The following is a 26,062-nucleotide window of genomic DNA, read 5'->3' on the forward strand; positions in this document are numbered from 1 at the left end:
AAAAATTATTTAATGGGAGGGGATAAACTTGAGTAGTTTAGCAAGAAAACTTCAGCAAGAACAGCAACGTCATGTAGGAACAACAACAAAGAAAGTTAAAGTAAAAGGCGGCATTACGATTGGTGAGAAGATTCTATATTTAACGTTCTCATTGTTTATCGCTTTCTTTGCTGTAAAAATCATTTCCGCACAAGCAAATATATACTCAACGAATAATGAAATTATTGCTCTTGAAAGCAAGATAGAGAATCAGGAAAAGCTTAATAAAGATTATGCAGATCAAGTGGCGGAGTTAAGTACATATGACCGAATCTGGCAAAAAGCAAAAGAATTGGGATTAACACTAAAAGATAAAAATGTTAAGGTAGTGCAAGATTAATGAGTAATCGAAAAAGCCGCAATAGGGGAGCAGCACTCTTATTTGTAATATTTGGGCTGCTTTTTTGTGTAGTATTTTTTCGCTTTTTGTATATTCAGTATACTGGTGTTGCCGGTGGACAGGAGCTTGCTGCTAAAGCGCAGGATAAGTATGAAGTCACCCGTACCTTGTCGGCACAAAGAGGAACGATTGTTGACAAAAATGGTGAGGTGCTGGCAAGGGATACGTCAACCTATAAGCTAATTGCCCTCCTTAATTCATCTGTAACTGAAAATCCGAAAAAGCCAAAACATGTTGTAGATAAGGAAGAAACAGCAAGAGTATTGGCTGAGCACATTGATATGGATGAAAGCGAAATATTAAGTCGTTTGAACAAAAAGGGACTTTATCAAACTGAATTTGGTGCTGCTGGACGTGATTTAACCCATCAACAAAAAAATGATATCGAAGGATTAAATTTACCAGGTATTACGTTTGTAAAGGATACGAAGAGATTTTATCCGAATGGAATCTTCTCCTCACATGTAATAGGGTTTGTTGAGAATAATGAAGAAACAGGGAAAACAACTGGAGCGTTAGGGCTAGAAAAAGAATTGGATAAGTATTTACAGGAAGAGGATGGATCTATCAAGTTTGAGGGTGACCTATGGCGAAATATTCTTCCTAATAAAGAGACGGTAGTGAACGAACCTTCGAATGGAGCTTCTGTTCAGCTGACGCTCGATAAAAAAATTCAAATCTTTTTAGAAGACGCAATGTCGGAAGTCAATAAGAAATACAACCCAACTAAAATGATTGGTGTCGTAGCAGATCCAAAGACAGGGAAAATATTGGCTATGTCACAGCGCCCTACTTTTGATTTAAACACAAGGGATGGACTTGCAGATACCTGGCAGAATCTAGCGGTTGAAGAATCTTTTGAGCCAGGTTCTACCATGAAGATTTTTACGTTGGCTGCTGCTGTTGAAGAAGGAGTATTTAATCCTAATGAAAAATATAAATCAGGCATGTTTAAGATTAAAGGTTCTAGACCGATAAGAGACCATAATGGTGGAGCAGGGTGGGGGACGATTAGCTATCTAGAAGGGGTTCAACGTTCTTCAAATGTTGCTTTTGCTAAATTGGCTGATGAAAAAATCGGAACTGAAAAACTTTTAACATACTTTGAAAGCTTTGGTTTTGGTAAAAAAACAGGTATTGATCTCCCGAGTGAAACGACCGGTAAATTTGTTTATAAATATAAATCTGAACAAATCACGACTGCCTTTGGGCAGGGTTCAACTGTTACACCGATCCAAATGATTCAGGCAGCAACTGCCGTCGCAAATGACGGAAAAATGATGAAGCCCTATGTAGTTGAAAAAATTGTGGACTCCAACACGAAAAAAGTATTGAAGGAAACGAAACCTACTGTAGCAGGCAAACCGATTTCCAAGGAAACGGCAGCTGAGGTGCGTGATATATTGGAAACGGTCGTAACCTCTAAACATGGAACCGGTAAGCCATATAAATTGGATGGCTATGATGTTATAGGTAAAACGGGAACGGCTCAGATTCGCAGTCAAACTGGCGCGGGTTACGCTACTGGTCATGAAAATTATTTATTTTCTTTCTTAGGAATGGCACCGAAGGATAATCCTGAGGTTGTAGTATATGTGGCCATTCAACAGCCGAAAATCAGCGCTAGTGAGTCTGGTTCAGCCCCAGTTTCCCAAGTATTTAACTCAGTAATGGAAAATACATTAAAGTACCTAAATATTAAATCAGATAATACAAAGAAAAAATCCACTAGTGAAGTTCCTGAATTAAAAGAAACGAATGTTGAGACTGCTAAGGCGAAGGTTGAAGAGCTTGGCCTGACACCTATTGTTATAGGGAAAGGGATGAGTGTTTCTAAACAATCGCCGAGTGCAGGATCTCAGATTATTCAAGGAGAGAAGGTTCTTCTTCTGACCGATGGCGACTTAACAGTACCTAATTTTTCAGGATGGTCAATTAGGGATGTTATGAAGGCGGCTTCCTTAATGGAGGTGGAGTTAAATACTTCAGGCTCCGGGTATGCTGTTACTCAAAAACCAAAAGCAGGAACAAAATTGAAGGATGATACTTTCCTAGTTGTTCAATTTGAGAATCCTAAAACCATATATGAAAAATCAAAAGAGAATAGTTCAAAAACCAAGGAAGAGGATGTAGAATCCGATTAGATTTATTTCAGAGCCTGATAGCTTTTAAAGCTATCAGGCTCTTTTTTTCTTTTCATAATGTGCATACATAAACCAAAGGGTACAAGCATACAGTGAAAAAGAGTCGTGCATTGGAGGGATGGGCATGAGAGCATCAAATATTACTGTCAGAAAACGATTAATCGCAGCATTGTTGATCGGATTGTTCGTATTTCTGGTAATCATCATCAGACTAGGATATGTTCAGTTTTATTTAGGAGATTTTTTGACGGGCTTAGCTAAAGATTCGTGGAGCAGAAATGTTCCATTTGAGCCAAAACGGGGAGAGATCAAGGACCGTAATGGAGTGGTTTATGCTACTAATAAATCCGCCCCTACTGTTTATATTGTCCCTCGCCAGGTGGTGAATCCAGCGGATACAGCTAAACAAATAGCCTCAGTACTGAATATGAGGACGGATAAAGCTTTTAAACTCATAACCTCAAATACGTCTATCGTAAAGATACCTGAAGGCCGAAAAATCAGCCACAATAAAGCAAAAGAAATTAGAAACTTAGATTTAAAAGGAGTCTATATTGCTGAGGACTCAATTCGTTATTATCCTAAAGGATCTACACTGGCACATGTTCTTGGATTTGCGGGTATCGATAATCAAGGATTGATGGGCCTTGAATTGGCCTATGATGATGAGCTGAAGGGACAAAAAGGGTATGTTAAGTTTTATGCTGATGCAAAAGGAAAACGGATGGAGAATATGGCTGATGACTATAAAGCTCCAGCAAATGGGTATGATTTAAAGCTAACAGTTGACAGCAGAATTCAAACGATTATTGATAGAGAACTGGAAATTGCCGAAGAAACATATAACCCCGATGGTATTGTTGCTATTGCCGTTAATCCTAATACAGGAGAAATACTAGCAATGTCGAGCAGGCCTACATTTGATCCGTCGAATTTTAGAAATGTGGCACCTGAGGTTTATAATCGGAACTTACCTGTATGGAGTACCTATGAGCCAGGTTCTACATTTAAGATTATTACGTTGGCCGCAGCGCTTGAAGAAGGAAAAGTGGATTTGAAAAATGATCATTTTTATGATCCAGGCTATACAAAGGTAGGCGGAGCTAGTTTAAGATGCTGGAAACGGGGGGGACATGGATCTGAAACATTCCTTGAGGTAGTACAGAACTCCTGTAACCCTGGGTTCGTTGAGCTTGGTCAAAGACTCGGAAAAGAAAAATTATTTAATTATATTCATGACTTTGGATTTGGAGAAAAAACGGGTATTGATTTACAGGGAGAGGGGAAAGGGATTTTATTTAATATAAATCGAGTTGGCCCGGTTGAACAGGCAACAACTGCTTTTGGCCAAGGAGTCTCAGTTACACCAATCCAACAGGTGATGGCTGTGTCGGCGGCGATTAACGGCGGAACACTTTATACCCCCTATATCGCAAAAGAAATTGTAAATCCTGTCACAGGTGATACCATCATTAAGAAAACTCCAAAGGCGAAAAGGAATGTTATCTCAAAGGAAACTTCAAAGGAAATTCGTGAAGCTCTTGAAACAGTAGTGGCACAAGGTTCAGGGAAAGGTGCATTTGTTGATGGTTATCGAGTTGGCGGGAAAACCGGTACAGCTCAGAAGGCTCAAAACGGCAGATACCTAGAAAATAATTTCATTGTCTCATTTATCGGGTTTGCACCAGCTGATGATCCGCAATTGGTTGTCTATTTAGCGATTGATAATCCAAAAGGAACGGTTCAATTTGGAGGGGTCGTAGCAGCTCCTATTGTTGGAAGGATCATGAAGGATAGTTTGCCGGCACTTGGTATTGAGCAGCGTAAAAATCAAGTAGAGAAAGAAAAAAACTATTTAGATCCGAGAATGGAAGAAGTTCCTGATTTGATTGGAATGACACTAAAGGATTTGGGTGAGCAATATTCTACCTTCAAAGTAGAAAAGTCTGGGAGCGGAAATCGGATTGTGCAGCAATCACCGCAAGCAGGTGTCAAATTGAAAGAGGGTTCTTCCATCCGAATATATCTGGAAGAGGATGATACAGAGGAATAATAGGTTATAAAAGTGGTGCTGCTTTCAGGATATTTCTGCATAGAATAACAAATTGGCAGCTGATAAAAGTTCTTTTCAGCTGCCTCTTCGTAATCTGAAAAAAGTGTAAGCGGTTATTCTTTTACCTGACTAGAAGATTATATACTTTATTATTTCTAAACGGCTTAAATTACGATACAATAGTGAAGATTGCTTTAAAAAGAAAGGAACAGTTTTATGAAACTCGATGAATTAATCTCTAGAATACCGTTTAAACAGAAACAGGGAGATGGCAACCCTCTTATTTCATCCATTGAGAATGACCACCGCAAGGTAAAGGAAGGCAGCTTGTTTATCTGTATTAAGGGATATACTGTCGACGGCCATGATCTTGCAGAAGAGGCGGTTAGAAATGGAGCAGTCGCTATTGTTGCAGAGAAGCCTCTATCACTCTCTGTACCTGTCGTAATTGTTAAAAGCACACAAAAGTTAATGGCTTTACTGGCTGATTTCTTTTATGGCCACCCTACACAAAAGCTTAATCTAATCGGAATTACCGGAACAAATGGAAAAACAACAATTAGTCATCTGGTAGAAAGAATATTTCAGGATGCAAACTATACAACAGGTTTAATCGGAACCATGTATACGAAGATTGGATCTGAAAAGTTCGAAACAAAAAATACAACACCTGATAGCCTAACCTTACAAAAAACATTTGCAGATATGGTGAACAATCGTGTACATACTGCAGTTATGGAAGTATCTTCGCATGCACTCGATATGGGGCGTGTATTTGGCTGTGATTACGATATTGCTGTTTTTTCAAACTTAACACAGGACCATCTTGATTATCATGGAACAATGGATAATTACCGTTATGCAAAAAGCTTATTATTCTCACGTTTAGGAAATACTTATCAGGATAATAAGCCGAAGTATGCCATTTTAAACGCTGATGATTCAGCATCCATCATGTTTGAAAAATCAACTTCTGCTAGTGTGGTAACATATGGAATTATTCAAAAAGCAGATGTTAGGGCAACTGATATTATTATTACTTCAGAAGGAACAAAATTTACTTTGACAACGCCAGACCATAGCTGTCCAATAACAATCCCGATGATTGGAAAATTCAACGTATACAATTGTCTTGCTGCCATTGCTGTTGGACTTGTTTCAGGTCTTCATATCAAACAGATCTTATCGTCTTTACAGAATATTAAAGGAGTGACGGGGCGTTTTGAGCCGGTCTTCGGAGGACAGGAATTTACAGTTATAGTAGATTATGCACATACACCTGATAGCTTGGAAAATGTTCTGAAGACAATCAATGAGTTTGCTTCTAAAAAAGTATATACGATCGTTGGCTGCGGTGGTGATCGTGATCGTACAAAACGTCCAATTATGGCTCGGGTAGCATGTGAATATAGTTCAAATGCCATATTCACCTCTGATAATCCGAGGAGTGAAGATGCTTTATCCATTCTTTCTGATATGGAAAATGGTGTCGCCGGCTATGATTACAAAGTTATTGCTGATCGTAAGGAAGCAATTTATGATGCCGTGTTTAGTGCTGAACCTGGTGATGTAGTCCTGATTGCAGGAAAAGGTCATGAAAATTATCAAATCATTGGTAAGGAAGTTCTTCATTTTGACGATAAAGAAGTCGCATTAGAAGCAATTGAACAGAAATTAAATTTGAACCGAAGAGACGAAAGGGAGTAGAACCATGCTGGAGCAAGTTTTATTTTTTACTATACTCGTATCATTCTTAATTACGGTTCTTCTCTCCCCTATTTTTATACCGTTCCTAAGACGTTTGAAATTTGGTCAGAGTATTAGAGAAGAAGGACCGAAATCCCATCAGAAAAAAACAGGTACACCTACGATGGGAGGGGTTGTATTCTTACTGTCAATCCTTGTTACAACCCTTGTAATGACTGGTAAATTTAGAGATCCGGGTACTGAAACCTATTTACTGCTATTTGTAACCATCGGTTTTGGTTTACTTGGTTTCCTGGATGATTTTATTAAAATCGTCATGAAGAGAAATCTTGGATTAACATCTAGACAAAAATTGCTTGGGCAAATAGTTATATCTTGTATCTTTTATTTCATTATGAGACAGAGCAATATGTCTACTGAAATTAGTATTCCATTGACTGATTACAGCATTGATTTTGGATGGTTTTACATCTTTATTATTATTTTCTGGTTAGTCGGGTTTTCGAATGCTGTCAATTTAACTGATGGTCTTGATGGGTTGGTATCTGGGGCTTCTGCTATCGCGTTTGGAGCATTTGCTGTATTAGCCTGGAATTTAAAAGAATATGATATTGCTTTATTCTGTGTAGCTGTTGTCGGGGCTGTGTTGGGATTCCTAGTTTTTAACGCTCATCCTGCGAAGGTGTTTATGGGTGATACGGGATCACTTGCCTTAGGTGGAGCTATTGCGACAGTGGCGATATTGCTAAAATTAGAATTACTTCTTGTTATTATTGGCGGTGTTTTTGTTATTGAGACTTTATCCGTTATTATTCAGGTAGCTTCTTTTAAAACGACAGGTAAGCGTGTATTTAAAATGAGTCCATTACACCATCATTATGAATTAAGCGGATGGTCAGAGTGGCGTGTAGTTGTAACGTTTTGGACGGTTGGCTTACTTTTCGCTATTTTAGGAATCTACTTAGAGGTGTGGTTATAATATGAAGCAAATAAATGATTATTTAAGAAAAAAAGTGCTTGTCCTCGGGCTGGCAAAGAGCGGGGTAAGTGCGGCTTCACTTTTGCATAAACTTGGTGCTTTTGTAACTGTAAATGATTTTAAGCCTTTGAATGAAAACCCAGAAGCTCAAGGTTTACTGGAAGAAGGTATTAAGGTCGTTTGCGGAAGCCACCCGATTGAATTATTGGATGAAGGATTTGAATTAATCGTAAAGAACCCTGGAATCCCGTATACGAATCCGATGATACAGGAAGCACTGAAAAAGAATATAGAAATTATTACTGAAGTAGAGCTTGCTTATCGAATATCTGAGGCTCCTTTTATTGGAATAACAGGTACGAATGGAAAAACAACTACGACTACATTGATCTATGAGATGCTTGAACGCGGAGGGAAAAAGCCGCTTATTGCTGGGAATATAGGAACGGTAGCAAGCGGCGTGGCTCAGGAAGCAACGGCGGAGAATGTTATAGTAATTGAATTGTCCTCGTTTCAGTTGATGGGAATTCAAACGTTCAGACCTTATATTTCAGTCTATTTAAATCTATTTGATGCCCATTTGGATTATCATGGGACGAAAGAAGAATATGCATTCGCTAAAGCGCAAATAACCAAAAACCAAAAAGAAACTGACTTCATCGTGTATAATGTCAACCAGGAGCCTACTAAAAAGGCTGCAGAGGGCTCAGGCGCTATTTCAGTTCCATTTAGTACTGAAGCAGTGGATGAAACGGGTGCTTACACGAAAGACGGATTTATTTGGTTCAAGAATGAAAAGATTATCGCTATAGATGAGGTAGTATTGCCTGGTAAGCATAATCTGGAAAATATTTTATCCGCTGTAGCTGCCGTTAAATTATATGGTGTAGCTAATGAAGCGATTCAAGATGTACTAAAAACATTCAGCGGTGTTAAGCATCGTACTCAATTTGTTGCAGAAATAAATGGACGAAAATTTTATAACGATTCCAAAGCAACAAATATTTTGGCTGCGTCAGCCGCTATATCCTCGTTTAAAAGTCCATTAATCCTGTTAGCTGGAGGCTTGGATCGAGGAAATGAATTTGATGAATTAATTCCGCTTCTCACTCATGTTAAGGCAATGATTGTTTTTGGAGAAACAGCTGAAAAATTAACGAAAACTGCACAGAAAGCAGGGATATCTATAATCAAACATGTCGATAATGTAGCTATAGCTGCCGATGAAGCATATAAACTTTCAGAAAGTGGCGATACTATTTTACTTTCACCGGCATGTGCGAGTTGGGATCAATATAAAACTTTTGAAGCCCGGGGAGACATGTTTATGGATGCCGTGCATAAGTTAAAATAGGGAGCTTGTTCAAGAGTCAGTATTTCTCATGAAAGGCGCTGCCCAAATGCAATAGAGACGATTTTGAAGTCGTCTCTTTTTGTTAGCATTTATCAGGCCCAGAAATACTTCCCTAATTTAAAACAAAGAGGTGCATGGAAGTGCCTGCAAAAAAAACCACTCCTGACTTTATTTTAATCATCGCAATGTTTTCCTTGCTTTCAATAGGGCTAATCATGGTCTACAGCGCCAGTGCAATATGGGCTACCTATAAATTTGATGACACCTTTTTCTTTGCAAAGAGACAATTATTATTTGCAGGTGTAGGAATTGTAGCTATGCTGGTTATTATGAATATTGATTATTGGAATTGGAGAAGATGGGCAAAACCTTTAATCATCATTTGTTTTATTTTATTGTTGGTGGTGCTCATCCCGGGAATAGGAACATTAAGAAATGGTTCGAGGAGTTGGATTGGAGTAGGAGCTTTTTCCATTCAGCCTTCTGAATTTATGAAGCTGGCAATGATCGTCTTCCTCGCTAAATTCTTATCTGAAAGACAAAAGTACATAACTTCTTTTAAGAAAGGTTTAGCACCCTCGTTAGGTCTTGTCTTTTTAGCATTTGGGTTAATTATGATGCAGCCTGATCTTGGAACAGGAACTGTAATGGTAGGAACATGTATAGCGATGATTTTTATTGCAGGTGCCAGGATAAGTCACTTCGTCGGTCTTGGAATGCTTGGGGTGGCAGGCTTTGTTGTACTTGTTATATCTGCACCTTACCGGATGAAGAGAATCACATCATTTCTTGACCCTTGGCAGGACCCTCTCGGGAGCGGATTTCAAATCATTCAGTCACTCTATGCTATTGGACCTGGCGGTTTGTTTGGGCTGGGACTGGGCCAAAGCAGACAAAAGTTCTTTTATTTGCCTGAACCGCAAACAGATTTCATCTTTGCGATTCTCTCCGAAGAACTGGGTTTTATAGGTGGTTCACTAGTAATACTCTTATTCTCTCTCCTGTTATGGAGAGGTATCAGAATCGCGCTTGGAGCACCTGATTTATTTGGAGCCTTTTTAGCAGTTGGAATCATCATTATGATTGCCATACAGGTGATGATCAATATTGGTGTTGTGACAGGACTTATGCCAGTTACTGGGATTACATTGCCGTTTTTAAGCTATGGAGGTTCTTCGTTGACCTTGATGTTAATGGCGGTTGGTGTATTGCTCAATATAAGTAGGTATTCTAATTATTAGAGTGAAATGAAGCTGATCCATTTGGCTTCTTTTTTTTTACAGATTATCATTATTTAAGTATAATGGTATTTTTAAGTAATATATATAATGAAGAACCTATGTAAACCTGGTTTAGAGTGTAGTAGAATATGGGTAAATCATATAGTTAGAAACAATGTATGTTAAGTGAAAGGTGAATCAATCATGAAAATAGTATTAAGTGGTGGAGGTACGGGAGGACATATATATCCTGCACTGGCCATGGCAAGAGAAATTAAGAAGTTAAATCCGGAGGCATCTTTTTTATATATAGGTACCGAAAAAGGATTAGAAAAAGACCTCGTTAGTCGAGAAGGTCTTGATTTTAAAGCTATTGAGATTACAGGATTTAAACGATCTTTAAGCTTGGAAAATGTTAAAACAATATGGCGCTTCTTAAAAGGTGTTTCAAACAGCAAAAAACTATTAAAAGAGTTTAAGCCGGATGTCGTCATTGGGACCGGTGGATATGTATGTGGACCGGTTGTTTATGCAGCGTCCAAAATGAAGATTCCAACGATTATACATGAACAAAATAGCGTGCCAGGTTTAACAAATAAATTTTTAAGTCGATATGTTAATAAAGTGGCTATAAGCTTTGAAGAGGCTAGGCAATATTTCCCGAAGGAAAAAGTGGTCTTTACTGGAAATCCGAGGGGTTCAGAGGTTGTTTCACATATTGGCTCAAATGCAATTCAGCAGTTAGGCATTAAGAAAGGCATTCCTTCTGTGCTCATATTTGGAGGAAGCCGTGGAGCAAAAGCAATTAATGAAGCTGTTTTAAAAAATATTGAAGTATTAAAGGATAAACCATACCAAGTAATATATATAACTGGTGACGTTCATTATCAATCTGTAAAAGAAGAGCTTGATTTAGTTGGAACTCCAGATAATGTAATTGTAAAACCATTTATACACAATATGCCGGAAATACTGCCTTCAGTTGATTTGGTTGTATCGCGAGCAGGAGCGACCACTTTGGCTGAATTAACAGCATTGGGAATAGCCAGTATCCTGATTCCAAGTCCTTATGTAACGAATAATCATCAGGAAAAGAATGCACAGGCTTTAGTGCAAAAAGGGGCAGCAACCATGATAAAAGAAAGTGAATTGAATGGTAGCACCTTAATAAAAGCGATTGATGAAATAATGCTCGATACAGACAGGATTGAATCTATGAAGAAGTCAGCGAAGCAAATGGGTATACCTGATTCGGCTGAGCGTTTATTAAAAATGATGCAGGATCTGCAGTAAATAAATAGGACTAAATGAAATCAAAGAGGAATAAAAATCTTGATTCTAAAGATATCAAGCAGGACTTACGGTTAATGACTTATACTTATGTTCTTTTCTATTGTGATTAAAGGACTCATTAGATATGTTGGTTTTACCTTCTGATGGCCTGCTATGAAAAATGAATACCTCGTCCCTTCCGATTCATGATAATCCAATCGTCCTGTTTTTTAACCGTTGGAATCGGAAGTGGATTTCTTGATTCATTCCTTTAAAAAAGCAGAAAAAAATAAGAGATTATATGTTATAATTTTCTCATAATTGATGCGTTATCTATCAATTTTTGGTAAATGAGTTCTTTGAAATTTAAAAATAAAATCTTCACCCATCGATATAATTTTGCAATAATACCTATATATCATGGTGAGAATATTTTATTATGTATATGTAAAACGACGAGGGTATGCAGATTCTTAGTTGTTGGTTAAATGAGGTGTTTGTATTGGATAAGAATTTGGTATCTCTTGAAGATCGAATTCCTAAATTGAAACAGATGAGAAAAAAGAAAGCAAATAGGCGCCTAATCGGGCTGTTGACGATTTTCTTTTTACTTATATTCAGTATTATCTATTTGCAATCTCCATTAAGTCGAATCCAATCTATACAGGTCGAAGGCAATGCGTATTTGACAGATAAAGAAATCATTGAGCAAAGCGGTTTGGAAGTAGAGGATAATATTTGGGAGATTAAAGGTGACAAAATTGAAACAATGATCAAAAAACATCCTGAGATTGAGGATGTCAAATTAAAAAAAGGATTTCCGAACCATATAACATTAGAAGTCAGTGAATATAAATACACCGCCTATGTACAAAAGGGAAAGGAATATTATCCAATATTATCGAATGGTAAGATATTGGACAAGAAGTTAAGCCATATTCCTGATTCAGGGCCTTTACTTGTTTCATTTAAAGAGGGGAAACCATTGTCAATCGTTATTGGACAGCTTGAAGAAATGTCCGAGGATGTGATGAACTCAATATCTGAGATTCACCATAATCCATCTAAGACTGATAAAACGAAAGTAACTCTTTACATGAATGACGGTTTTGAAGTAACTGCGAGTGGGGAAACTCTTGCTGAGAAGCTGGTGCATTATGCTGCAATTGTGAGTCAATTGGAGGAAGGCAGCAAAGGGGTTATCGATCTCGAAGTTGGTTCATATTTTCATTCTTATTAGTCAGATTCAAAGAGTGAAAAATGAATCTAATTCCAAGAATTGTATTTAGGAACATTAAAAGAATCATTGAATGTAATTTTTAAGTCAACTGATATAGAAAATGAATTTTTAGGACATACCGTATTATTTTAGTAGCTTAATTTTCTGAAATAAAACAGAATGAATTGGTCAGATGTGAGAAAATTCTTTTTTTATATGATATATGCTACAAATTTGACTTTTCTAGGCGTTCATATTGGTGTAGACTTGTAGTTAATAAGGTAATATGAAATAACAAATTGTTTTTCTGAAATATTTCTTATCTTTAAAAAACAGACATTCTTTATACATTCTGATATTTTACAGGAAATAACAGGATAATAAAGGGTTTTGGCGAATAGTTGTTTTGTAGGGTTTCAAAAAGCTCAAACATAATATAGATAGCTATTAAAGGAGGTGCCAAAGGGTGCACAACAATGAAATTTATGTTAGCCTTGACATCGGTACATCCACTGTGAAAGTGATAATAGGAGAAATGGAAAATGACTCCTTGAACATAATCGGTGTGGGTAATGCAGCATCTGAAGGCTTGAAAAAAGGTCAGATTGTTGATATAGATGAAACTGTCAAATCCATTCGAAAAGCAGTTGAACAAGCTGAAAGAATGGTAGGTATGGAGATTCGTAAAGTGATTGTCGGAATCAGCGCCAATCATATTATGCTTCAGCCATGCCATGGGGTAGTCGCTGTATCCAATGACAATCGAGAGATTACAGAAGAGGATAAAACTCGTGTTAGAGAACAGGCGGAATTAGTCACAATTCCTTCTGATCGAGAAATTATTGATGTTATTCCTGTTCATTACAAAGTGGATGAAATAGATGAAATCAGCGACCCAAAAGGTATGACTGGAGTTCGCCTTGAAATGAGGGGCGTATTAATTACCGGACTCAGAACCATTTTACATAATACCCTTCGGGCTGTAGAACGTGCAGGATTAGAAATAACTGATATTGCACTGCAGCCTATGGCGGCCGGCTCACTTGTTTTATCCAAGGATGAGCGTAATCTTGGAATAGCCCTAGTTGATATAGGCGGCGGTTCTACACAAGTCGCTGTATTTGAAGATGGGGAGTTAAAAGGAGCTACAGTTATCCCGCTTGGCGGAAATATTATTACAAAAGATATCAGCATTGTGTTAAAAACACCAACTGATGTTTCCGAACAAATTAAAGTTAGACATGGCCATGCATTTATTGATGATGATGCGGAAGAAGAAACATTCACAGTACCGGTGATTGGCAGCGAAAAACAACAGTCCTGCAATCAATTTATTGTATCTGATATTATGGAAGATAGATTAACAGAAATCTTTGAAATGGTAGAAGATGCTATAGTGAATATGGGTGTAACTGATTTGCTTGGGGGATATGTTCTCACTGGTGGAGTAGTAAAAACCCCTGGTATACTGGATTTAGCACAAAATATTCTGCAAAATCGCGTTCGTGGAGCGGAACCAAATTACATAGGTGTCAGAGAACCTCAGTACACAACTTCTGTTGGTCTTATCACATATGCTTGTAACAAAGCCAGATCGCAAGGCTTGAAGTTAGGAGCGCATACTGTTGCTGCTACCAGAGAAACAACAGAAAAGCGTCCGGCTCAAAAACCAGCTCCAAAAGAAAAAGCACCAAAAAATCCGGAAGATAAAGTGAGTACAAAAATGAAAAAATTCTTCGGAGTTTTTTTCGAATAAGGGAAACACTTTACCGAAAATAATAGGAGGACTTTCCATGCTAGAATTTGATACAAATATTGATTCGTTAGCAACGATAAAAGTAATCGGAGTAGGGGGCGGCGGAAATAACGCCGTTAACCGAATGATTGAACATGGCTTACAAGGGGTAGAATTTATTGCGGTTAACACAGATGCCCAAGCTTTGAATCTATCAAAAGCTGAAATAAAAATGCAAATAGGCGGTAAATTGACACGTGGACTTGGTGCAGGCGCCAATCCGGATGTTGGAAAAAAAGCTGCTGAAGAAAGTAAAGAACAAATTGAACAAGCCCTTCAAGGAGCAGATATGGTATTTGTTACGGCCGGTATGGGCGGTGGCACCGGAACAGGAGCTGCTCCAGTTGTAGCTCAGATTGCCCGTGAGTTGGGTGCCCTGACTGTTGGTGTAGTGACAAGGCCATTTACATTCGAAGGCCGTAAGCGTTCCACGCAGGCTCAGGGTGGAATTGCTGCTATGAAAGAATCTGTTGATACGTTAATTGTTATTCCAAATGATCGATTATTAGAAATCGTTGATAAAAGTACACCAATGCTTGAAGCTTTCCGTGAAGCAGATAATGTTTTAAGACAAGGTGTACAAGGTATTTCTGATTTAATCGCAGTACCAGGATTAATTAACCTTGACTTTGCAGATGTGAAAACAATTATGTCCAATAAAGGATCCGCTTTAATGGGAATCGGGGTTGCATCAGGTGAAAGCCGTGCTGCTGAAGCGGCTAAAAAAGCTATCTCCAGTCCATTGCTTGAAACATCAATTGATGGTGCTCAAGGTGTGTTAATGAACATCACTGGAGGAACGAACTTAAGCTTATTCGAAGTTCAGGAAGCCGCTGATATTGTAGCATCAGCCTCCGATCAGGAAGTAAATATGATTTTTGGTTCTGTAATTAATGAGAATCTGAAAGATGAAATTGTAGTAACTGTGATTGCGACTGGCTTCAATGAAATTGAACAACAACGTCCGGCGGCAAGACCGAACTTTGGCCAATCACGCCCTGCTCCTCAAACGAATCCGATCAAGCGCGAAGTACCTAAGCGTGAGGAATCTTATACTTCAGAACCTAGCAGAAATAATCAAGTGAGCAGCAATACTGATGATACACTTGATATTCCGACATTCTTAAGAAATCGTAATCGTCGTAGATAATATATTTCATAGAGGAAGATGATGATGTAATAGTAAATTACTCATCATCTTTTTTTGTTTTTGTATATATTTTTAATGAGCTGATTTGTAGATTCCCGCTGCAGGGTTTATAGCTCGTTCTATGGATTTAGTCAGATAGTTTCTATTTCAAACATTTTAATTCAGAATCTGATTGATTATCTCAATTCCTTTTTCCACCCCGATAGTTCTAATAGTTCAAATTAAATATGACTGGGGAATTTTTGCAGTAAACCATCGACAAATACTGATGAAAATATAAATAAAAAACGGTTGCACTCTTTACATGAAGTGACAACCTTTTGGATTATGTCAGGTTATAATTTCTCATATGTTCTATTAAAAAAAGTATGGGGAAACAATATGACTATTTATATTGATGCCATTTGGTTTCTCAATTGGGTCTTTGATACAAGTATATTAGTGTGGACTGCGGTTTTACTAAAAAACCAAATTAAATGGATTAGAATGTTAGCTGGAGGTTTAGTGGGATCTATGGTTGTTTGGCTATATATCACTCCCTATTCCTATTTAGCTGATCAAATTTGGCTGAAAAGCATGGTTTCTATTTTGATGGTTTTAACCGCATTTGGTTTTAGAAGTATCCGAGCATTTTTTAAAAGAGTTGTAACTTTATATGCTGTAACCTTTACAATTGGTGGAATCCTCTTAGGCAGTCACTATTTTTTTAGCTTTGAAGTGACTGAATATTTCAACGGATTCACAAGTGGAGCAGGCAGCTTCGGTGACCCGGTCAGTTGGATTTTTGTCATGATTGGATTTCCATTGGCATGGCATTTTTCAAAAAAACACATTAACATCCTTGATCTAGCCAAGTGGAATAAAGAGCAGAGGGTTACCATGATTGTTGAAATTAATGGCGTTTCATTTGAATCAGAAGGGCTTGTTGACACAGGGAATCAATTACTCGATCCATTATCCGGTTCTCCTGTAGCAATTATTTCACTCTATGGAAGGGAAACAATGATACCTGCGTCTGTATCCAAGTTAATTGACAAAGGGATCCAGAATTTGCATGGCGATTTTGCTGATTTCCCTGATGAGTGGCAAGAAAAAATGAGAATTATTCCGTGTAAGGTTGTTGGGAATGACAGTCAATTGTTAATTGCATTTAAACCAGATGTCCTATCCATTAAAGTAGCCAATGAATGTCGTGAGGTTCAAAAATGTTTAATTTCTTTTACCATGCAGCAATTATCAGGAGAAGGGCTTTTCGATTCCATTGTTCATCCAAAAATGGTACCGGCCGGTGATTCAGCATCTGCCTCTTAATGTAATAATCACTATACTCATTTCAGGAAGAAAATAGACGTTGAGGATTAGGAAAGGGGTTAAACAATTGAGAAATTTCCGCTTTAGACTATCCTATTATTGGACAAAAGTTTTAGTTAAATTAAAGCTTAAGTCAGATGAAGTGTATTATATTGGCGGCAGTGAGGCTCTTCCACCGCCACTCAGTAAGGAAGAGGAAGAAATATTAATTCATAAACTGCCTGCTGGAGATGAAACAGCAAGATCTATGCTAATTGAACGAAATCTTCGTTTAGTTGTATACATAGCACGTAAATTTGAGAATACAGGTATTAACATTGAAGATTTAATCAGTATTGGCACAATCGGCCTTATTAAAGCAGTAAATACCTTTAATCCTGAAAAGAAAATAAAGCTGGCAACATATGCATCAAGATGTATAGAAAACGAAATTTTAATGTATTTACGACGGAATAGTAAAACACGTTCCGAAGTCTCATTCGATGAACCGCTGAATATTGATTGGGATGGGAATGAATTGCTTTTATCAGATGTATTGGGCACAGATGATGATATCATCACAAAAAACTTAGAGACAAGTATTGATAAAAAACTTTTGGCTAAAGCACTGGAACAATTGAATGATCGGGAAAAGCAGATTATGGAACTAAGATTTGGCTTGGTTGGAGGGGAGGAAAAAACACAAAAGGATGTTGCTGATTTACTGGGGATATCGCAATCCTATATCTCCCGTCTTGAGAAGCGAATTATAAAAAGGCTTAGAAAAGAATTTAATAAAATGGTTTAAGGAAGGTGTAAAAAATATTTAGTCGTATAAAAGCTTTATGAAATCAGGGATTTTTCATTTAGTCACTATACGGAAATAATTTTCATATGCATATAATTCCCTCCCGCGGAGATACTTTACTTTGTACAGCAGCTCCTGCTAGGAGGGAATGGATTGACACGAAACAAAGTAGAAATATGTGGTGTGGATACATCAAAATTACCTGTTTTAAAAAATGATGAAATGCGAGAGTTGTTTAAACAGATGCAATCTGGAGAATCATCATCAGCACGGGAGAAGTTGGTTAACGGTAATCTTAGACTTGTCCTAAGTGTCATTCAGCGCTTTAATAACAGAGGTGAGTATGTTGATGACCTCTTCCAGGTTGGATGCATTGGTTTAATGAAATCGATTGACAACTTTGACTTAAGTCAGAATGTAAAATTTTCTACGTATGCTGTTCCAATGATTATTGGGGAAATTCGCCGTTATTTACGGGATAATAACCCGATTAGGGTTTCCAGATCGTTGAGAGATATTGCATACAAGGCTTTACAGGTCAGAGAGAGACTGATGAGTGAAACATCGAGAGAACCGACATCTGAAGAAATTGCAAAAGCTCTTGATGTTACGTATGAAGAGGTAGTATTCGCACTAGATGCAATCCAGGACCCAGTGTCATTATTTGAACCTATCTACAATGATGGAGGCGATCCAATTTTTGTAATGGATCAGCTCAGTGATGAGAAGAGTAAAGATAGCACATGGATTAATGAGATTGCATTAAAAGATGGCATGCGCAGGTTAAATGAGCGTGAGAAAATGATCCTTAAGAAACGTTTCTTCCAAGGGAAAACGCAAATGGAAGTTGCTGAGGAAATCGGAATTTCACAGGCACAGGTATCCCGCTTGGAAAAAGCGGCTATTCGCCAAATGAATAAAAATATCTAGCTGCTGATTAATGAACTTATAATTAAATATGTATTGCCCTTAAGCTATCCTCATTTGCAGGATAGTTTTTATTTATATTAGGCCAATTTATTATAGCAGAGTCTTCATTCCTATTTAAAAGAGGGGAACTCAAAATTCTTGCATCACCAGCATCTGTTTTTTATGGTTTTGTAGATAGCCAGATATGAAAGAAACTAAATCCTTTTCTTATAACGTTCAAGATTTGATGGATAGGAGGGCGTTCCAGAGAGAAGTTCTTTATTGTTCTTTCCATTCATATAATGCCTGTAACTACAGATCCCGAGTGGAGGAGATAGAGTATGATTAAAATTTCTGAGTTACAAGTCAAAGATATCGTAAATACATTCGACGGAAAACGATTGGGCAATGTTGAAGATATTGAAATTAATCTAAGTACTGGGAAAATAGAAAGTATAACGGTAGCAAACAGTAAAATGCTTTCGTTTTTAAATAAAGAGGAAGACACTGTCATTCCGTGGTATAAAATTAAAATGATTGGAGAAGATGTGATTCTTGTGGAATACAAGGGATACGGAAGTTTTAATGAATAGAAGAAGAAAATTATGCGGGATTATGATAAAATGAAAGAAAAATCGAGGGGTATTAGCTTGGAACCATTTGTTCGTTTTTCCGAATCATTATTGTCGATAAAAGATTGGAAGGATCGGCATCCAAATTTATTGGCGGGATTTACTACGAAGAACGGAGGCATCAGCGATTTTCCGTTTCATTCGATGAATACAGCTTTTCACGTCTTTGATTTGGATGGAAAAGTAATAGAAAACAGGCGTATTCTGGCTGACCAGCTCCATTTTCCTGTTGAAAGATGGGTTGGAGCTGAGCAGACGCATGAAGCTTCTATTATGAAAATTGAAAAAAGTCATGCCGGGCTTGGAGCTTTAGATTATAAAACAGCATTAAAAGCAACGGATGGTTTATATACAAAAGAAAGCGGAATATTACTGACGCTTTGCTTTGCGGATTGTGTACCCGTATATTTTATGGCGCCAAACCATCATTTGATTGGGATTGTACATGCGGGCTGGAAGGGGACGGTTGCCGGCATAGGTTCATCTATGATTGATATCTGGAGACAGGCTGAAGGCGTACAGCCTGAAGAGATATATGCTGCAATAGGGCCATCTATTTGCCAAAACTGTTATACTGTCGACAAAAAAGTAATTAACTATTTAGAGGTTATACTAGAAGAACAGACAAAAACCGCTTATAATCAAATTACGGAGAATCAATATCAGCTTGATTTAAAGCTGGCGAATGCTTTAATTCTTCAGAAAGCCGGTATTTTACCAGAGAATATTATGACAACTGGTTTTTGTACAAGTTGTGATGATTCTTACTTTTTTTCTCACCGACGTGATGAGGGGAAAACTGGTCGAATGTTGGGGTTAATCGGCTGGAAGGAGGAGTAGGATATTGGAAGTGACGGAAAACCTGCAGATCATTCATGAAAAAATTGAGAGTGCTGCAAAACGTGCAGGTCGTAATCCACAAGATATACAAATAATTGCTGTTACAAAATATGTTTCAACAAAACGTGCTCTAGAAGCCTATAAAGCTGGAATTAAAAACTTTGGTGAAAACCGCCCGGAAGGATTAATAGCCAAGCAAGAGGGTATAAAAGAACGACCAGTTTGGCATTTTATCGGTTCGCTTCAAACGAGAAAGGTAAAAACGATCATAAACCGTGTGGACGTTCTACATTCTCTTGATCGCTTATCATTGGCTGAAGAAATAGAAAAGAGAGCCACTCGCCCGATTGACTGTTTTGTTCAGATAAATGTAAGCGGAGAAGATACTAAACATGGAATACAGCCTCAGGTTGCAATTGAGTTTGTACAACAGCTTGCTGAATTTGAAAAAATTAGGGTAATGGGACTTATGACGATGGCTCCTTTCACAGATGATGAAGAAGAAATACGTACTTGTTTCCGTAAACTCAAAGAATTGCAAGTAGTGATACAAAATATGAAGTTGCCCAATGCCCCATGCACAGAACTCTCAATGGGTATGTCTAATGACTATGAAATCGCCATTGAAGAGGGTGCAACCATGGTTAGAATCGGAACTGCCTTGGTAGGGAATGAATAAAAGAGAGGTGTAAATGATGTCTATCGTATCAAAAATGAAAACGTTCTTTGCACTCGAGGATGAAGAATATGAGTATGAGGAACAATATGTTGAAGAAGAAAAAGTTCCGGCAAAAGTGAATAAACATGATCAGCAGCAAAAACAACAAAATATAGTGAGTCTTCAAAGCATACAGAAATCTTCTAAGTTAGTATTGCTGGAGCCAAGAGCGTATGCAGATGCTCAGGAGATTGCCGACCATTTAAAAAATCGCCGTGGGGTTGTTGTGAATTTACAAAGGATTTCACCAGACCAGGCTAGAAGAATTGTTGACTTTTTAAGTGGGACAGTCTATGCAATCGGTGGGGATATTCAGCGTATCGGGTCAAATATATTCTTATGTACCCCTGATAATGTTGATGTTTCAGGTTCCATCTCTGGATATGCTCAAGAAGATGAACTGGAGGATATAAGGTGGTAAGTAAATAATGGATATAGTTTTTTATATACTTTATAAAGCAGTAGATATATATTCCTGGGCCTTAATTATTTACATATTAATGTCGTGGTTTCCAAATGCAAGGGATACAGGAATTGGAATGTTTTTAGCACGCATATGTGAGCCGTTTTTGGAACCATTCAGGAGAATTGTACCTTCGCTCGGCATGATTGATATTTCTCCAATTATAGCGATTCTTGTGTTAAATATGGCACGAGTAGGAATCTCCGCGTTGGCAGGCATTTTTTAAGAAGAATGTTAGCTCCCTTTCAAAACAGGGAGCTTTTATATTTTAGCTGGAGGATGTAAATGGATATTTATCAGCATTTTCGTCAGGAAGAAAGAGAATTTATCGATCAGGTGCTTGGATGGATTGATCAAGTGCAGGAGCAATATGCCCCTAAACTGACAGATTTTCTTGACCCCAGAGAATCAGAGATTGTAAGGATGCTAATTGGTACAAATGGAGATGTACTTGTTTCCTTTTTTGGAGGAAGCGAAGCGGCCGAGCGGCAAAGAGCGCTCCTCTATCCGGACTATTATGAACCGCAAATCGAGGATTACGAACTGACCATTTATGAATTGTTTTATTCTGCAAAATTTACGACACTGAAACACAGGCAGATTCTTGGCACGTTAATGTCTGTTGGCTTAAAGAGAGAAAAATTTGGTGATATATGGATTGAAGGCGAGCGAGTACAATTCGTTGTTGCAAAAGATGTAGCATCCTATCTGGAGATGAATATATCTAAAATGGGCAATGCGGGTGTAAAGTTTCAGGAAATACCTGCTGATCAGGCCATGACTGTTACGGAACAATGGAAGGAATGCCAAGTGACAGTTTCCTCCATGAGAATTGATACGATATTGTCGGCTATCGCCAATATTTCGAGGCAAAAGAGCCAAACACTCGTACACCAGGGGCGTGTTAAGGTAAACTGGAAACAAGTCGATAATCCATCATATGAAATCAGAGAAAGTGATGTGTTATCCACTCGTGGGATAGGGAGAATGAAGATATTTTCCATTGAAGGAAAAACAAAGAAAGATAAATGGAAAATAAAGTGTGGTATACAAAAATAATCAGGAATTTAGAAGGAATATCACCATTACTGTCGAAAGCATAGTATAATAATTAAGAGAAGAATCAGTATTCGGAGGTGCAGTCTATGCCATTATCACCGCTAGACATACATAACAAGGAATTCGGCAGAGGATTCCGCGGTTACGATGAAGATGAAGTAAATGAGTTTCTTGACCAAATAATTAAAGATTACGAGTTGGTCCTTCGAGATAAGAAAGATCTTGAAGCTAAAGTGGAAGAGTTGGAACAACGCCTTGAGCATTTCTCCAACATTGAGGAAACGTTGAATAAATCAATCGTCATTGCTCAGGAAGCCGGAGAAGATGTCAAACGAAATTCTCAAAAAGAGGCTAAATTGATTATGAAGGAAGCAGAAAAAAATGCTGACCGAATTGTCAATGAGGCATTATCTAAAGCAAGAAAAATTGCTATTGAAATTGAAGACCTTAAAAAGCAATCTAAAGTATTCAGAATGCGTTTTAAAATGCTTGTTGAAGCCCAGCTTGATTTATTAAACAGTGAAGATTGGGATAAACTTCTTAAATATGACGTGGATGCCACTGAATTTGATATCGACCTGAATGAAGAAGAAATGTAAGGTCTTGACTTTATCGTAAGTTATTGAATATAATATTTTAACAAATCTATTCAAAAAATGATAAAACGAAGACGGGAACAGTACATCAGATTATACTTTTTGTAGCGAGCCGGGGAAGGTGGGAGTCCGGTAAAAGAATCTGGATGGAAGATCATCCCTGAGTCTGCTTTTGAACCCAGCTTGGCTGGCAGTAAATAGCGGCGAGTCATTCACGTTACGAATACCAAGAGGAATATTGTCAGGCAATATTCTAAAAGGGTGGTACCGCGGAAATATAGCCTTTTCGTCCCTTTACCGGGATGAAAAGGCTTTTTTGTATTTATTTATGAAAATAGTTTAACCGAAGTTTAAGGAGTGAATGGAATGGAATTTAAAGACACATTATTGATGCCTAAAACAGAATTTCCAATGCGTGGGAATTTGCCAAAAAGAGAACCGGAAGTTCAAGCAGGTTGGGAAGAAAAAAATATTTACAAATTAGTACAGGAGCGCACGAAGGACCTTCCTAAATTTGTGCTGCATGACGGACCTCCTTATGCGAATGGAAACATTCATATCGGGCATGCAATGAATAAAATCTTAAAGGATTTTATTGTTCGCTTTAAATCAATGAATGGTTATAATGCGCCATATGTACCAGGTTGGGATACTCATGGTTTACCAATTGAAACAGCTCTAACTAAAAACAAAAAAGTAAATCGTAAGGAAATGACAATCGCTGAATTCCGTAAACTTTGTGAGGAATATGCTTATACACAAATTGATCAGCAGCGCACTCAATTTAAACGTTTAGGTGTAAGAGGAGACTGGGAAAATCCATACATCACACTGAAACCTGAATATGAAGCTGAGCAAATCAAAGTTTTCGGTGATATGGCGAAAAAAGGCTATATCTATAAAGGATTAAAACCGGTTTATTGGTCTCCTTCCAGTGAATCTGCACTAGCTGAAGCGGAAATCGAATACCACGACAAGAAATCAGCATCTATCTTTGTTGCATTTGATGTGAAGGACGGCAAAGGAGTAGTGGAAGAGGGAGCGAAGTTCATTATTTGGACAACGACACCTTGGACCATTCCAGCTAACCTTGGAATTGCTGTTCACCCACGCCTTGATTATGTACTTGTGAATGTGGATGGTACAAAATATATTGTGGCTGAAACATTATTGCCTTCCGTTAAAGAAACACTTGGATGGGAGAATGCTGAAGTTGAGAAGACTGTTAAAGGTGCTGAACTGGAATATGTAGTCACTAAACATCCATTGTATGACCGTGACTCACTTGTTATTTTAGGAGAGCATGTAACCACTGATGCAGGTACAGGTTGTGTTCATACTGCGCCAGGACATGGTGAAGATGACTTTATCGTAGGTCAGAAATATAATCTTGGAGTACTCTGCCCAGTGGATGGAAAAGGCCATATGACTTCTGATGCTCCTGGATTTGAAGGATTATTCTATGATAAAGCAAACAAAGAAATCACGGATAAACTCGAGGAAGTCGGTGCTCTGTTAAAACTTGATTTCATTACACACTCTTATCCGCATGATTGGAGAACGAAAAAGCCAACAATTTTCCGTGCAACTGACCAATGGTTTGCTTCAGTTGATGATATCCGTGAAGACCTATTGCAGCAGATCAAAGAAACTAAATGGGTACCTGCATGGGGTGAAACGAGATTATTTAACATGATTCGTGATCGTGGAGACTGGTGTATTTCCCGTCAGCGTGCATGGGGCGTACCGATTCCGGTGTTTTATGCAGAAAATGGTGAAGCAATCATTACGGATGAAACGATTAAGCATGTATCCGATTTATTCCGACAATACGGTTCCACTGTTTGGTTTGAGAAAGACGCAAAAGATCTTCTCCCAGAAGGCTTTACACATGAAGGCAGCCCTAATGGCTTATTTACGAAAGAAACAGATATTATGGACGTATGGTTTGACTCTGGCTCCTCCCATCAATCAGTTCTTGAAGCAAGAGAAGATTTGAGAAGACCAGCTGACCTTTACCTCGAGGGTTCAGACCAATATCGTGGATGGTTTAATTCCTCTTTGATCACGTCAGTTGCTGTTACTGGTAAAGCTCCTTACAAGGAAGTATTAAGCCACGGATTTACACTTGATGGAGAAGGCCGTAAAATGAGTAAATCCCTAGGAAACACAATTGACCCATTAAAAGTTATTAATCAAATGGGTGCAGATATTCTGCGTCTTTGGGTTGCGAGTGTCGATTACCAGGCTGATGTACGTGTTTCTGATAATATTCTGAAACAAGTATCCGAAGTATATCGTAAAATTCGTAACACATTCAGATTCCTGCTTGGAAACCTGAGCGGATTTAACGCAGAGCATGATGCGGTTTCTTACGAAAATCTTCGTGAAGTGGACCAATATATGCTCATTAAGTTAAATGATTTGGTTGATCAGGTAAAACAATCCTATGACAATTATGAATTTGCTGATATCTATAATGGTATCAATAATTTCTGTACACAGGATTTAAGTTCCTTCTATCTGGATTATGCAAAGGATATTCTATACTGCGATGCGGAAAACAGTGATGGCCGCCGTGCAATTCAAACTGTACTGCATGAATGCGTTATGAAGCTAGTTAAATTGATTGCTCCTATTCTGCCGCATACAGCTGATGAAGTTTGGACTTTTATCGATGATGCTGATGCAGAGAGCGTACAATTAACAGATATGCCGTCGGTTGAAAATTATCCAAATAGTACAGCTGTTAAAGCGAAATGGGATTTGTTCATGAATTTACGTGATGATGTCCTTAAAGCGCTTGAAGAAGCAAGAAATTCAAAAGTAATTGGTAAATCATTAAATGCGAAAGTAGCATTGTATGTAAGTGAAGAAACAAAAGATTTGCTTGAAAGCATTGAAGAAAGCCTTGAACAATTATTTATCGTTTCTTCAGTGGAAGTTGCCGGATACATTTACGATGCACCGGAAGAAGCTATTAAGTTAGAGCATGCGGCAATTTTAGTCACAAAAGCAGATGGAGAAACTTGTGAACGTTGCTGGAATATCAGTGAAGAGGTTGGTACAATTGAAAAACACCCAACTTTATGTGAACGCTGCTCCACAGTGGTAGTTAACGAATATCCAGAACTCGGATAAGGTTATTTAAAATGATAGAGAACCGATTTCCTGAGTGCTTAAGCAATCAGCGAAAAGTGAGGCATACTCTCATTTGAAGTGTTAGATAAGTTTTATGTGTGGGCAGTAGAGGTGATAGACCAACCTGTCCAAAATACTGGGATGCTATTCCTTCTATAGGCCCTTTCATTTATTCGAAAGGGCCTGTATTTTTGTTAAAGTTCTAAAACATTTGTTAGATAGATATGCTACAATTTGTTAAGCAGTGTGTACATTTTAAGCAGGCAGGGGGCAA

22 protein-coding genes and 1 other annotated feature are annotated in these 26,062 nt (G+C 38.0%); all 22 genes read left to right on the forward strand.

All coding sequences use genetic code 11. The annotated features are described in order from the left end of the window. Positions 1-28 precede the first annotated feature (28 nt). The 22 genes from ftsL to ileS all read left to right on the forward strand — a co-directional run bounded on the left by ftsL (position 29) and on the right by ileS (position 25,788). Positions 29-379, forward strand: coding sequence for a cell division protein FtsL (ftsL, locus tag AC4BHA_RS04945; protein ID WP_066100720.1), 351 nt, complete (start codon positions 29-31; stop codon positions 377-379). Further along, positions 379-2,583, forward strand: a complete 2,205-nt coding sequence (locus tag AC4BHA_RS04950; protein WP_139891301.1) for a penicillin-binding protein — start codon at positions 379-381, stop codon at positions 2,581-2,583. The genes ftsL and AC4BHA_RS04950 overlap by 1 nt, the downstream gene beginning before the upstream one ends. Before the next feature lie 124 nt (positions 2,584-2,707). After that, positions 2,708-4,636, forward strand: a complete 1,929-nt coding sequence (locus tag AC4BHA_RS04955; RefSeq protein WP_066100713.1) for a stage V sporulation protein D — start codon at positions 2,708-2,710, stop codon at positions 4,634-4,636. A 216-nt stretch (positions 4,637-4,852) separates the two neighbouring features. After that, on the forward strand, positions 4,853-6,343 hold the full coding sequence (locus AC4BHA_RS04960) for a UDP-N-acetylmuramoyl-L-alanyl-D-glutamate--2,6-diaminopimelate ligase (RefSeq protein ID WP_139891300.1): 1,491 nt from the start codon (positions 4,853-4,855) through the stop codon (positions 6,341-6,343). 4 nt (positions 6,344-6,347) lie between these two features. Next, the gene (gene mraY / locus AC4BHA_RS04965) at positions 6,348-7,322 is read left to right on the forward strand and encodes a phospho-N-acetylmuramoyl-pentapeptide-transferase (RefSeq protein ID WP_140461236.1); all 975 of its coding nucleotides are present in this window, start codon (positions 6,348-6,350) and stop codon (positions 7,320-7,322) included. Position 7,323: 1 nt separating this feature from the next. Continuing rightward, a complete protein-coding gene (gene murD, locus AC4BHA_RS04970) occupies positions 7,324-8,676 on the forward strand; it encodes a UDP-N-acetylmuramoyl-L-alanine--D-glutamate ligase (protein ID WP_490558236.1) in 1,353 nt (450 codons plus the stop codon). A 140-nt stretch (positions 8,677-8,816) separates the two neighbouring features. After that, the gene (gene spoVE, locus AC4BHA_RS04975) at positions 8,817-9,917 is read left to right on the forward strand and encodes a stage V sporulation protein E (RefSeq protein ID WP_490551846.1); all 1,101 of its coding nucleotides are present in this window, start codon (positions 8,817-8,819) and stop codon (positions 9,915-9,917) included. Positions 9,918-10,100: 183 nt separating this feature from the next. Then, positions 10,101-11,189: an undecaprenyldiphospho-muramoylpentapeptide beta-N-acetylglucosaminyltransferase gene (murG, locus tag AC4BHA_RS04980; RefSeq protein ID WP_490558237.1), complete on the forward strand. Its 1,089-nt coding sequence runs from the start codon at positions 10,101-10,103 to the stop codon at positions 11,187-11,189. A 481-nt stretch (positions 11,190-11,670) separates the two neighbouring features. After that, entirely contained in the window at positions 11,671-12,408 is a 738-nt protein-coding gene (locus AC4BHA_RS04985; RefSeq protein WP_139891297.1) for a cell division protein FtsQ/DivIB, read from the forward strand. A 445-nt stretch (positions 12,409-12,853) separates the two neighbouring features. Then, complete coding sequence (ftsA, locus tag AC4BHA_RS04990; protein ID WP_490551844.1) at positions 12,854-14,143, forward strand: cell division protein FtsA; 1,290 nt, start codon at positions 12,854-12,856, stop codon at positions 14,141-14,143. A 37-nt stretch (positions 14,144-14,180) separates the two neighbouring features. Continuing rightward, positions 14,181-15,332 carry a cell division protein FtsZ gene (gene ftsZ, locus AC4BHA_RS04995; protein ID WP_066100689.1) on the forward strand — a complete coding sequence of 384 codons (1,152 nt, stop codon included), beginning with the start codon at positions 14,181-14,183 and terminating at the stop codon, positions 15,330-15,332. Between the two features lie 381 nt (positions 15,333-15,713). Beyond that, the gene (spoIIGA, locus tag AC4BHA_RS05000; protein WP_490558238.1) at positions 15,714-16,643 is read left to right on the forward strand and encodes a sigma-E processing peptidase SpoIIGA; all 930 of its coding nucleotides are present in this window, start codon (positions 15,714-15,716) and stop codon (positions 16,641-16,643) included. A gap of 67 nt (positions 16,644-16,710) precedes the next feature. Then, positions 16,711-17,430, forward strand: coding sequence for an RNA polymerase sporulation sigma factor SigE (gene sigE / locus AC4BHA_RS05005; RefSeq protein WP_066100683.1), 720 nt, complete (start codon positions 16,711-16,713; stop codon positions 17,428-17,430). Positions 17,431-17,583: 153 nt separating this feature from the next. Then, the gene (sigG, locus tag AC4BHA_RS05010) at positions 17,584-18,360 is read left to right on the forward strand and encodes an RNA polymerase sporulation sigma factor SigG (protein ID WP_066100680.1); all 777 of its coding nucleotides are present in this window, start codon (positions 17,584-17,586) and stop codon (positions 18,358-18,360) included. Positions 18,361-18,680: 320 nt separating this feature from the next. Then, positions 18,681-18,932, forward strand: a complete 252-nt coding sequence (locus AC4BHA_RS05015; protein WP_066100677.1) for a YlmC/YmxH family sporulation protein — start codon at positions 18,681-18,683, stop codon at positions 18,930-18,932. 12 nt (positions 18,933-18,944) lie between these two features. Beyond that, a complete protein-coding gene (pgeF, locus tag AC4BHA_RS05020; protein WP_490558239.1) occupies positions 18,945-19,811 on the forward strand; it encodes a peptidoglycan editing factor PgeF in 867 nt (288 codons plus the stop codon). Positions 19,812-19,815: 4 nt separating this feature from the next. After that, positions 19,816-20,490 (forward strand): YggS family pyridoxal phosphate-dependent enzyme, encoded by a 675-nt coding sequence (locus AC4BHA_RS05025; protein WP_066100674.1) that lies wholly within the window; start codon positions 19,816-19,818, stop codon positions 20,488-20,490. Positions 20,491-20,506: 16 nt separating this feature from the next. Then, positions 20,507-20,950 (forward strand): cell division protein SepF, encoded by a 444-nt coding sequence (locus AC4BHA_RS05030; RefSeq protein WP_066100673.1) that lies wholly within the window; start codon positions 20,507-20,509, stop codon positions 20,948-20,950. Positions 20,951-20,957: 7 nt separating this feature from the next. After that, on the forward strand, positions 20,958-21,218 hold the full coding sequence (locus AC4BHA_RS05035) for a YggT family protein (protein WP_066100670.1): 261 nt from the start codon (positions 20,958-20,960) through the stop codon (positions 21,216-21,218). A 59-nt stretch (positions 21,219-21,277) separates the two neighbouring features. Next, positions 21,278-22,051, forward strand: a complete 774-nt coding sequence (locus AC4BHA_RS05040) for a YlmH family RNA-binding protein (protein ID WP_490551841.1) — start codon at positions 21,278-21,280, stop codon at positions 22,049-22,051. An 86-nt stretch (positions 22,052-22,137) separates the two neighbouring features. Continuing rightward, a complete protein-coding gene (locus tag AC4BHA_RS05045; RefSeq protein WP_066100664.1) occupies positions 22,138-22,650 on the forward strand; it encodes a DivIVA domain-containing protein in 513 nt (170 codons plus the stop codon). A gap of 59 nt (positions 22,651-22,709) precedes the next feature. Continuing rightward, positions 22,710-22,944 (forward strand) — a binding site (T-box leader). 69 nt (positions 22,945-23,013) lie between these two features. Then, positions 23,014-25,788, forward strand: a complete 2,775-nt coding sequence (gene ileS / locus AC4BHA_RS05050) for an isoleucine--tRNA ligase (RefSeq protein WP_066100661.1) — start codon at positions 23,014-23,016, stop codon at positions 25,786-25,788. Positions 25,789-26,062: the final 274 nt, after the last annotated feature.

It is taken from the genome of Pradoshia sp. Z3_51 (assembly GCF_058215915.1).

Excerpts from the sequence above, each read along its gene's own strand:
- AC4BHA_RS05030 (WP_066100673.1), top strand. The coding sequence starts at position 20,507 with ATGTCTATCGTATCAAAAATGAAAACGTTCTTTGCACTCGAGGATGAA.
- pgeF (WP_490558239.1), top strand. The coding sequence starts at position 18,945 with ATGCGGGATTATGATAAAATGAAAGAAAAATCGAGGGGTATTAGCTTG.
- mraY (WP_140461236.1), top strand. The coding sequence starts at position 6,348 with ATGCTGGAGCAAGTTTTATTTTTTACTATACTCGTATCATTCTTAATT.
- AC4BHA_RS05045 (WP_066100664.1), top strand. The coding sequence starts at position 22,138 with ATGCCATTATCACCGCTAGACATACATAACAAGGAATTCGGCAGAGGA.
- AC4BHA_RS04955 (WP_066100713.1), top strand. The coding sequence starts at position 2,708 with ATGAGAGCATCAAATATTACTGTCAGAAAACGATTAATCGCAGCATTG.
- murD (WP_490558236.1), top strand. The coding sequence starts at position 7,324 with ATGAAGCAAATAAATGATTATTTAAGAAAAAAAGTGCTTGTCCTCGGG.
- ftsZ (WP_066100689.1), top strand. The coding sequence starts at position 14,181 with ATGCTAGAATTTGATACAAATATTGATTCGTTAGCAACGATAAAAGTA.
- murG (WP_490558237.1), top strand. The coding sequence starts at position 10,101 with ATGAAAATAGTATTAAGTGGTGGAGGTACGGGAGGACATATATATCCT.
- AC4BHA_RS04950 (WP_139891301.1), top strand. The coding sequence starts at position 379 with ATGAGTAATCGAAAAAGCCGCAATAGGGGAGCAGCACTCTTATTTGTA.
- AC4BHA_RS05040 (WP_490551841.1), top strand. The coding sequence starts at position 21,278 with ATGGATATTTATCAGCATTTTCGTCAGGAAGAAAGAGAATTTATCGAT.
- spoIIGA (WP_490558238.1), top strand. The coding sequence starts at position 15,714 with ATGACTATTTATATTGATGCCATTTGGTTTCTCAATTGGGTCTTTGAT.
- AC4BHA_RS05015 (WP_066100677.1), top strand. The coding sequence starts at position 18,681 with ATGATTAAAATTTCTGAGTTACAAGTCAAAGATATCGTAAATACATTC.
- AC4BHA_RS04960 (WP_139891300.1), top strand. The coding sequence starts at position 4,853 with ATGAAACTCGATGAATTAATCTCTAGAATACCGTTTAAACAGAAACAG.
- AC4BHA_RS05035 (WP_066100670.1), top strand. The coding sequence starts at position 20,958 with ATGGATATAGTTTTTTATATACTTTATAAAGCAGTAGATATATATTCC.
- ileS (WP_066100661.1), top strand. The coding sequence starts at position 23,014 with ATGGAATTTAAAGACACATTATTGATGCCTAAAACAGAATTTCCAATG.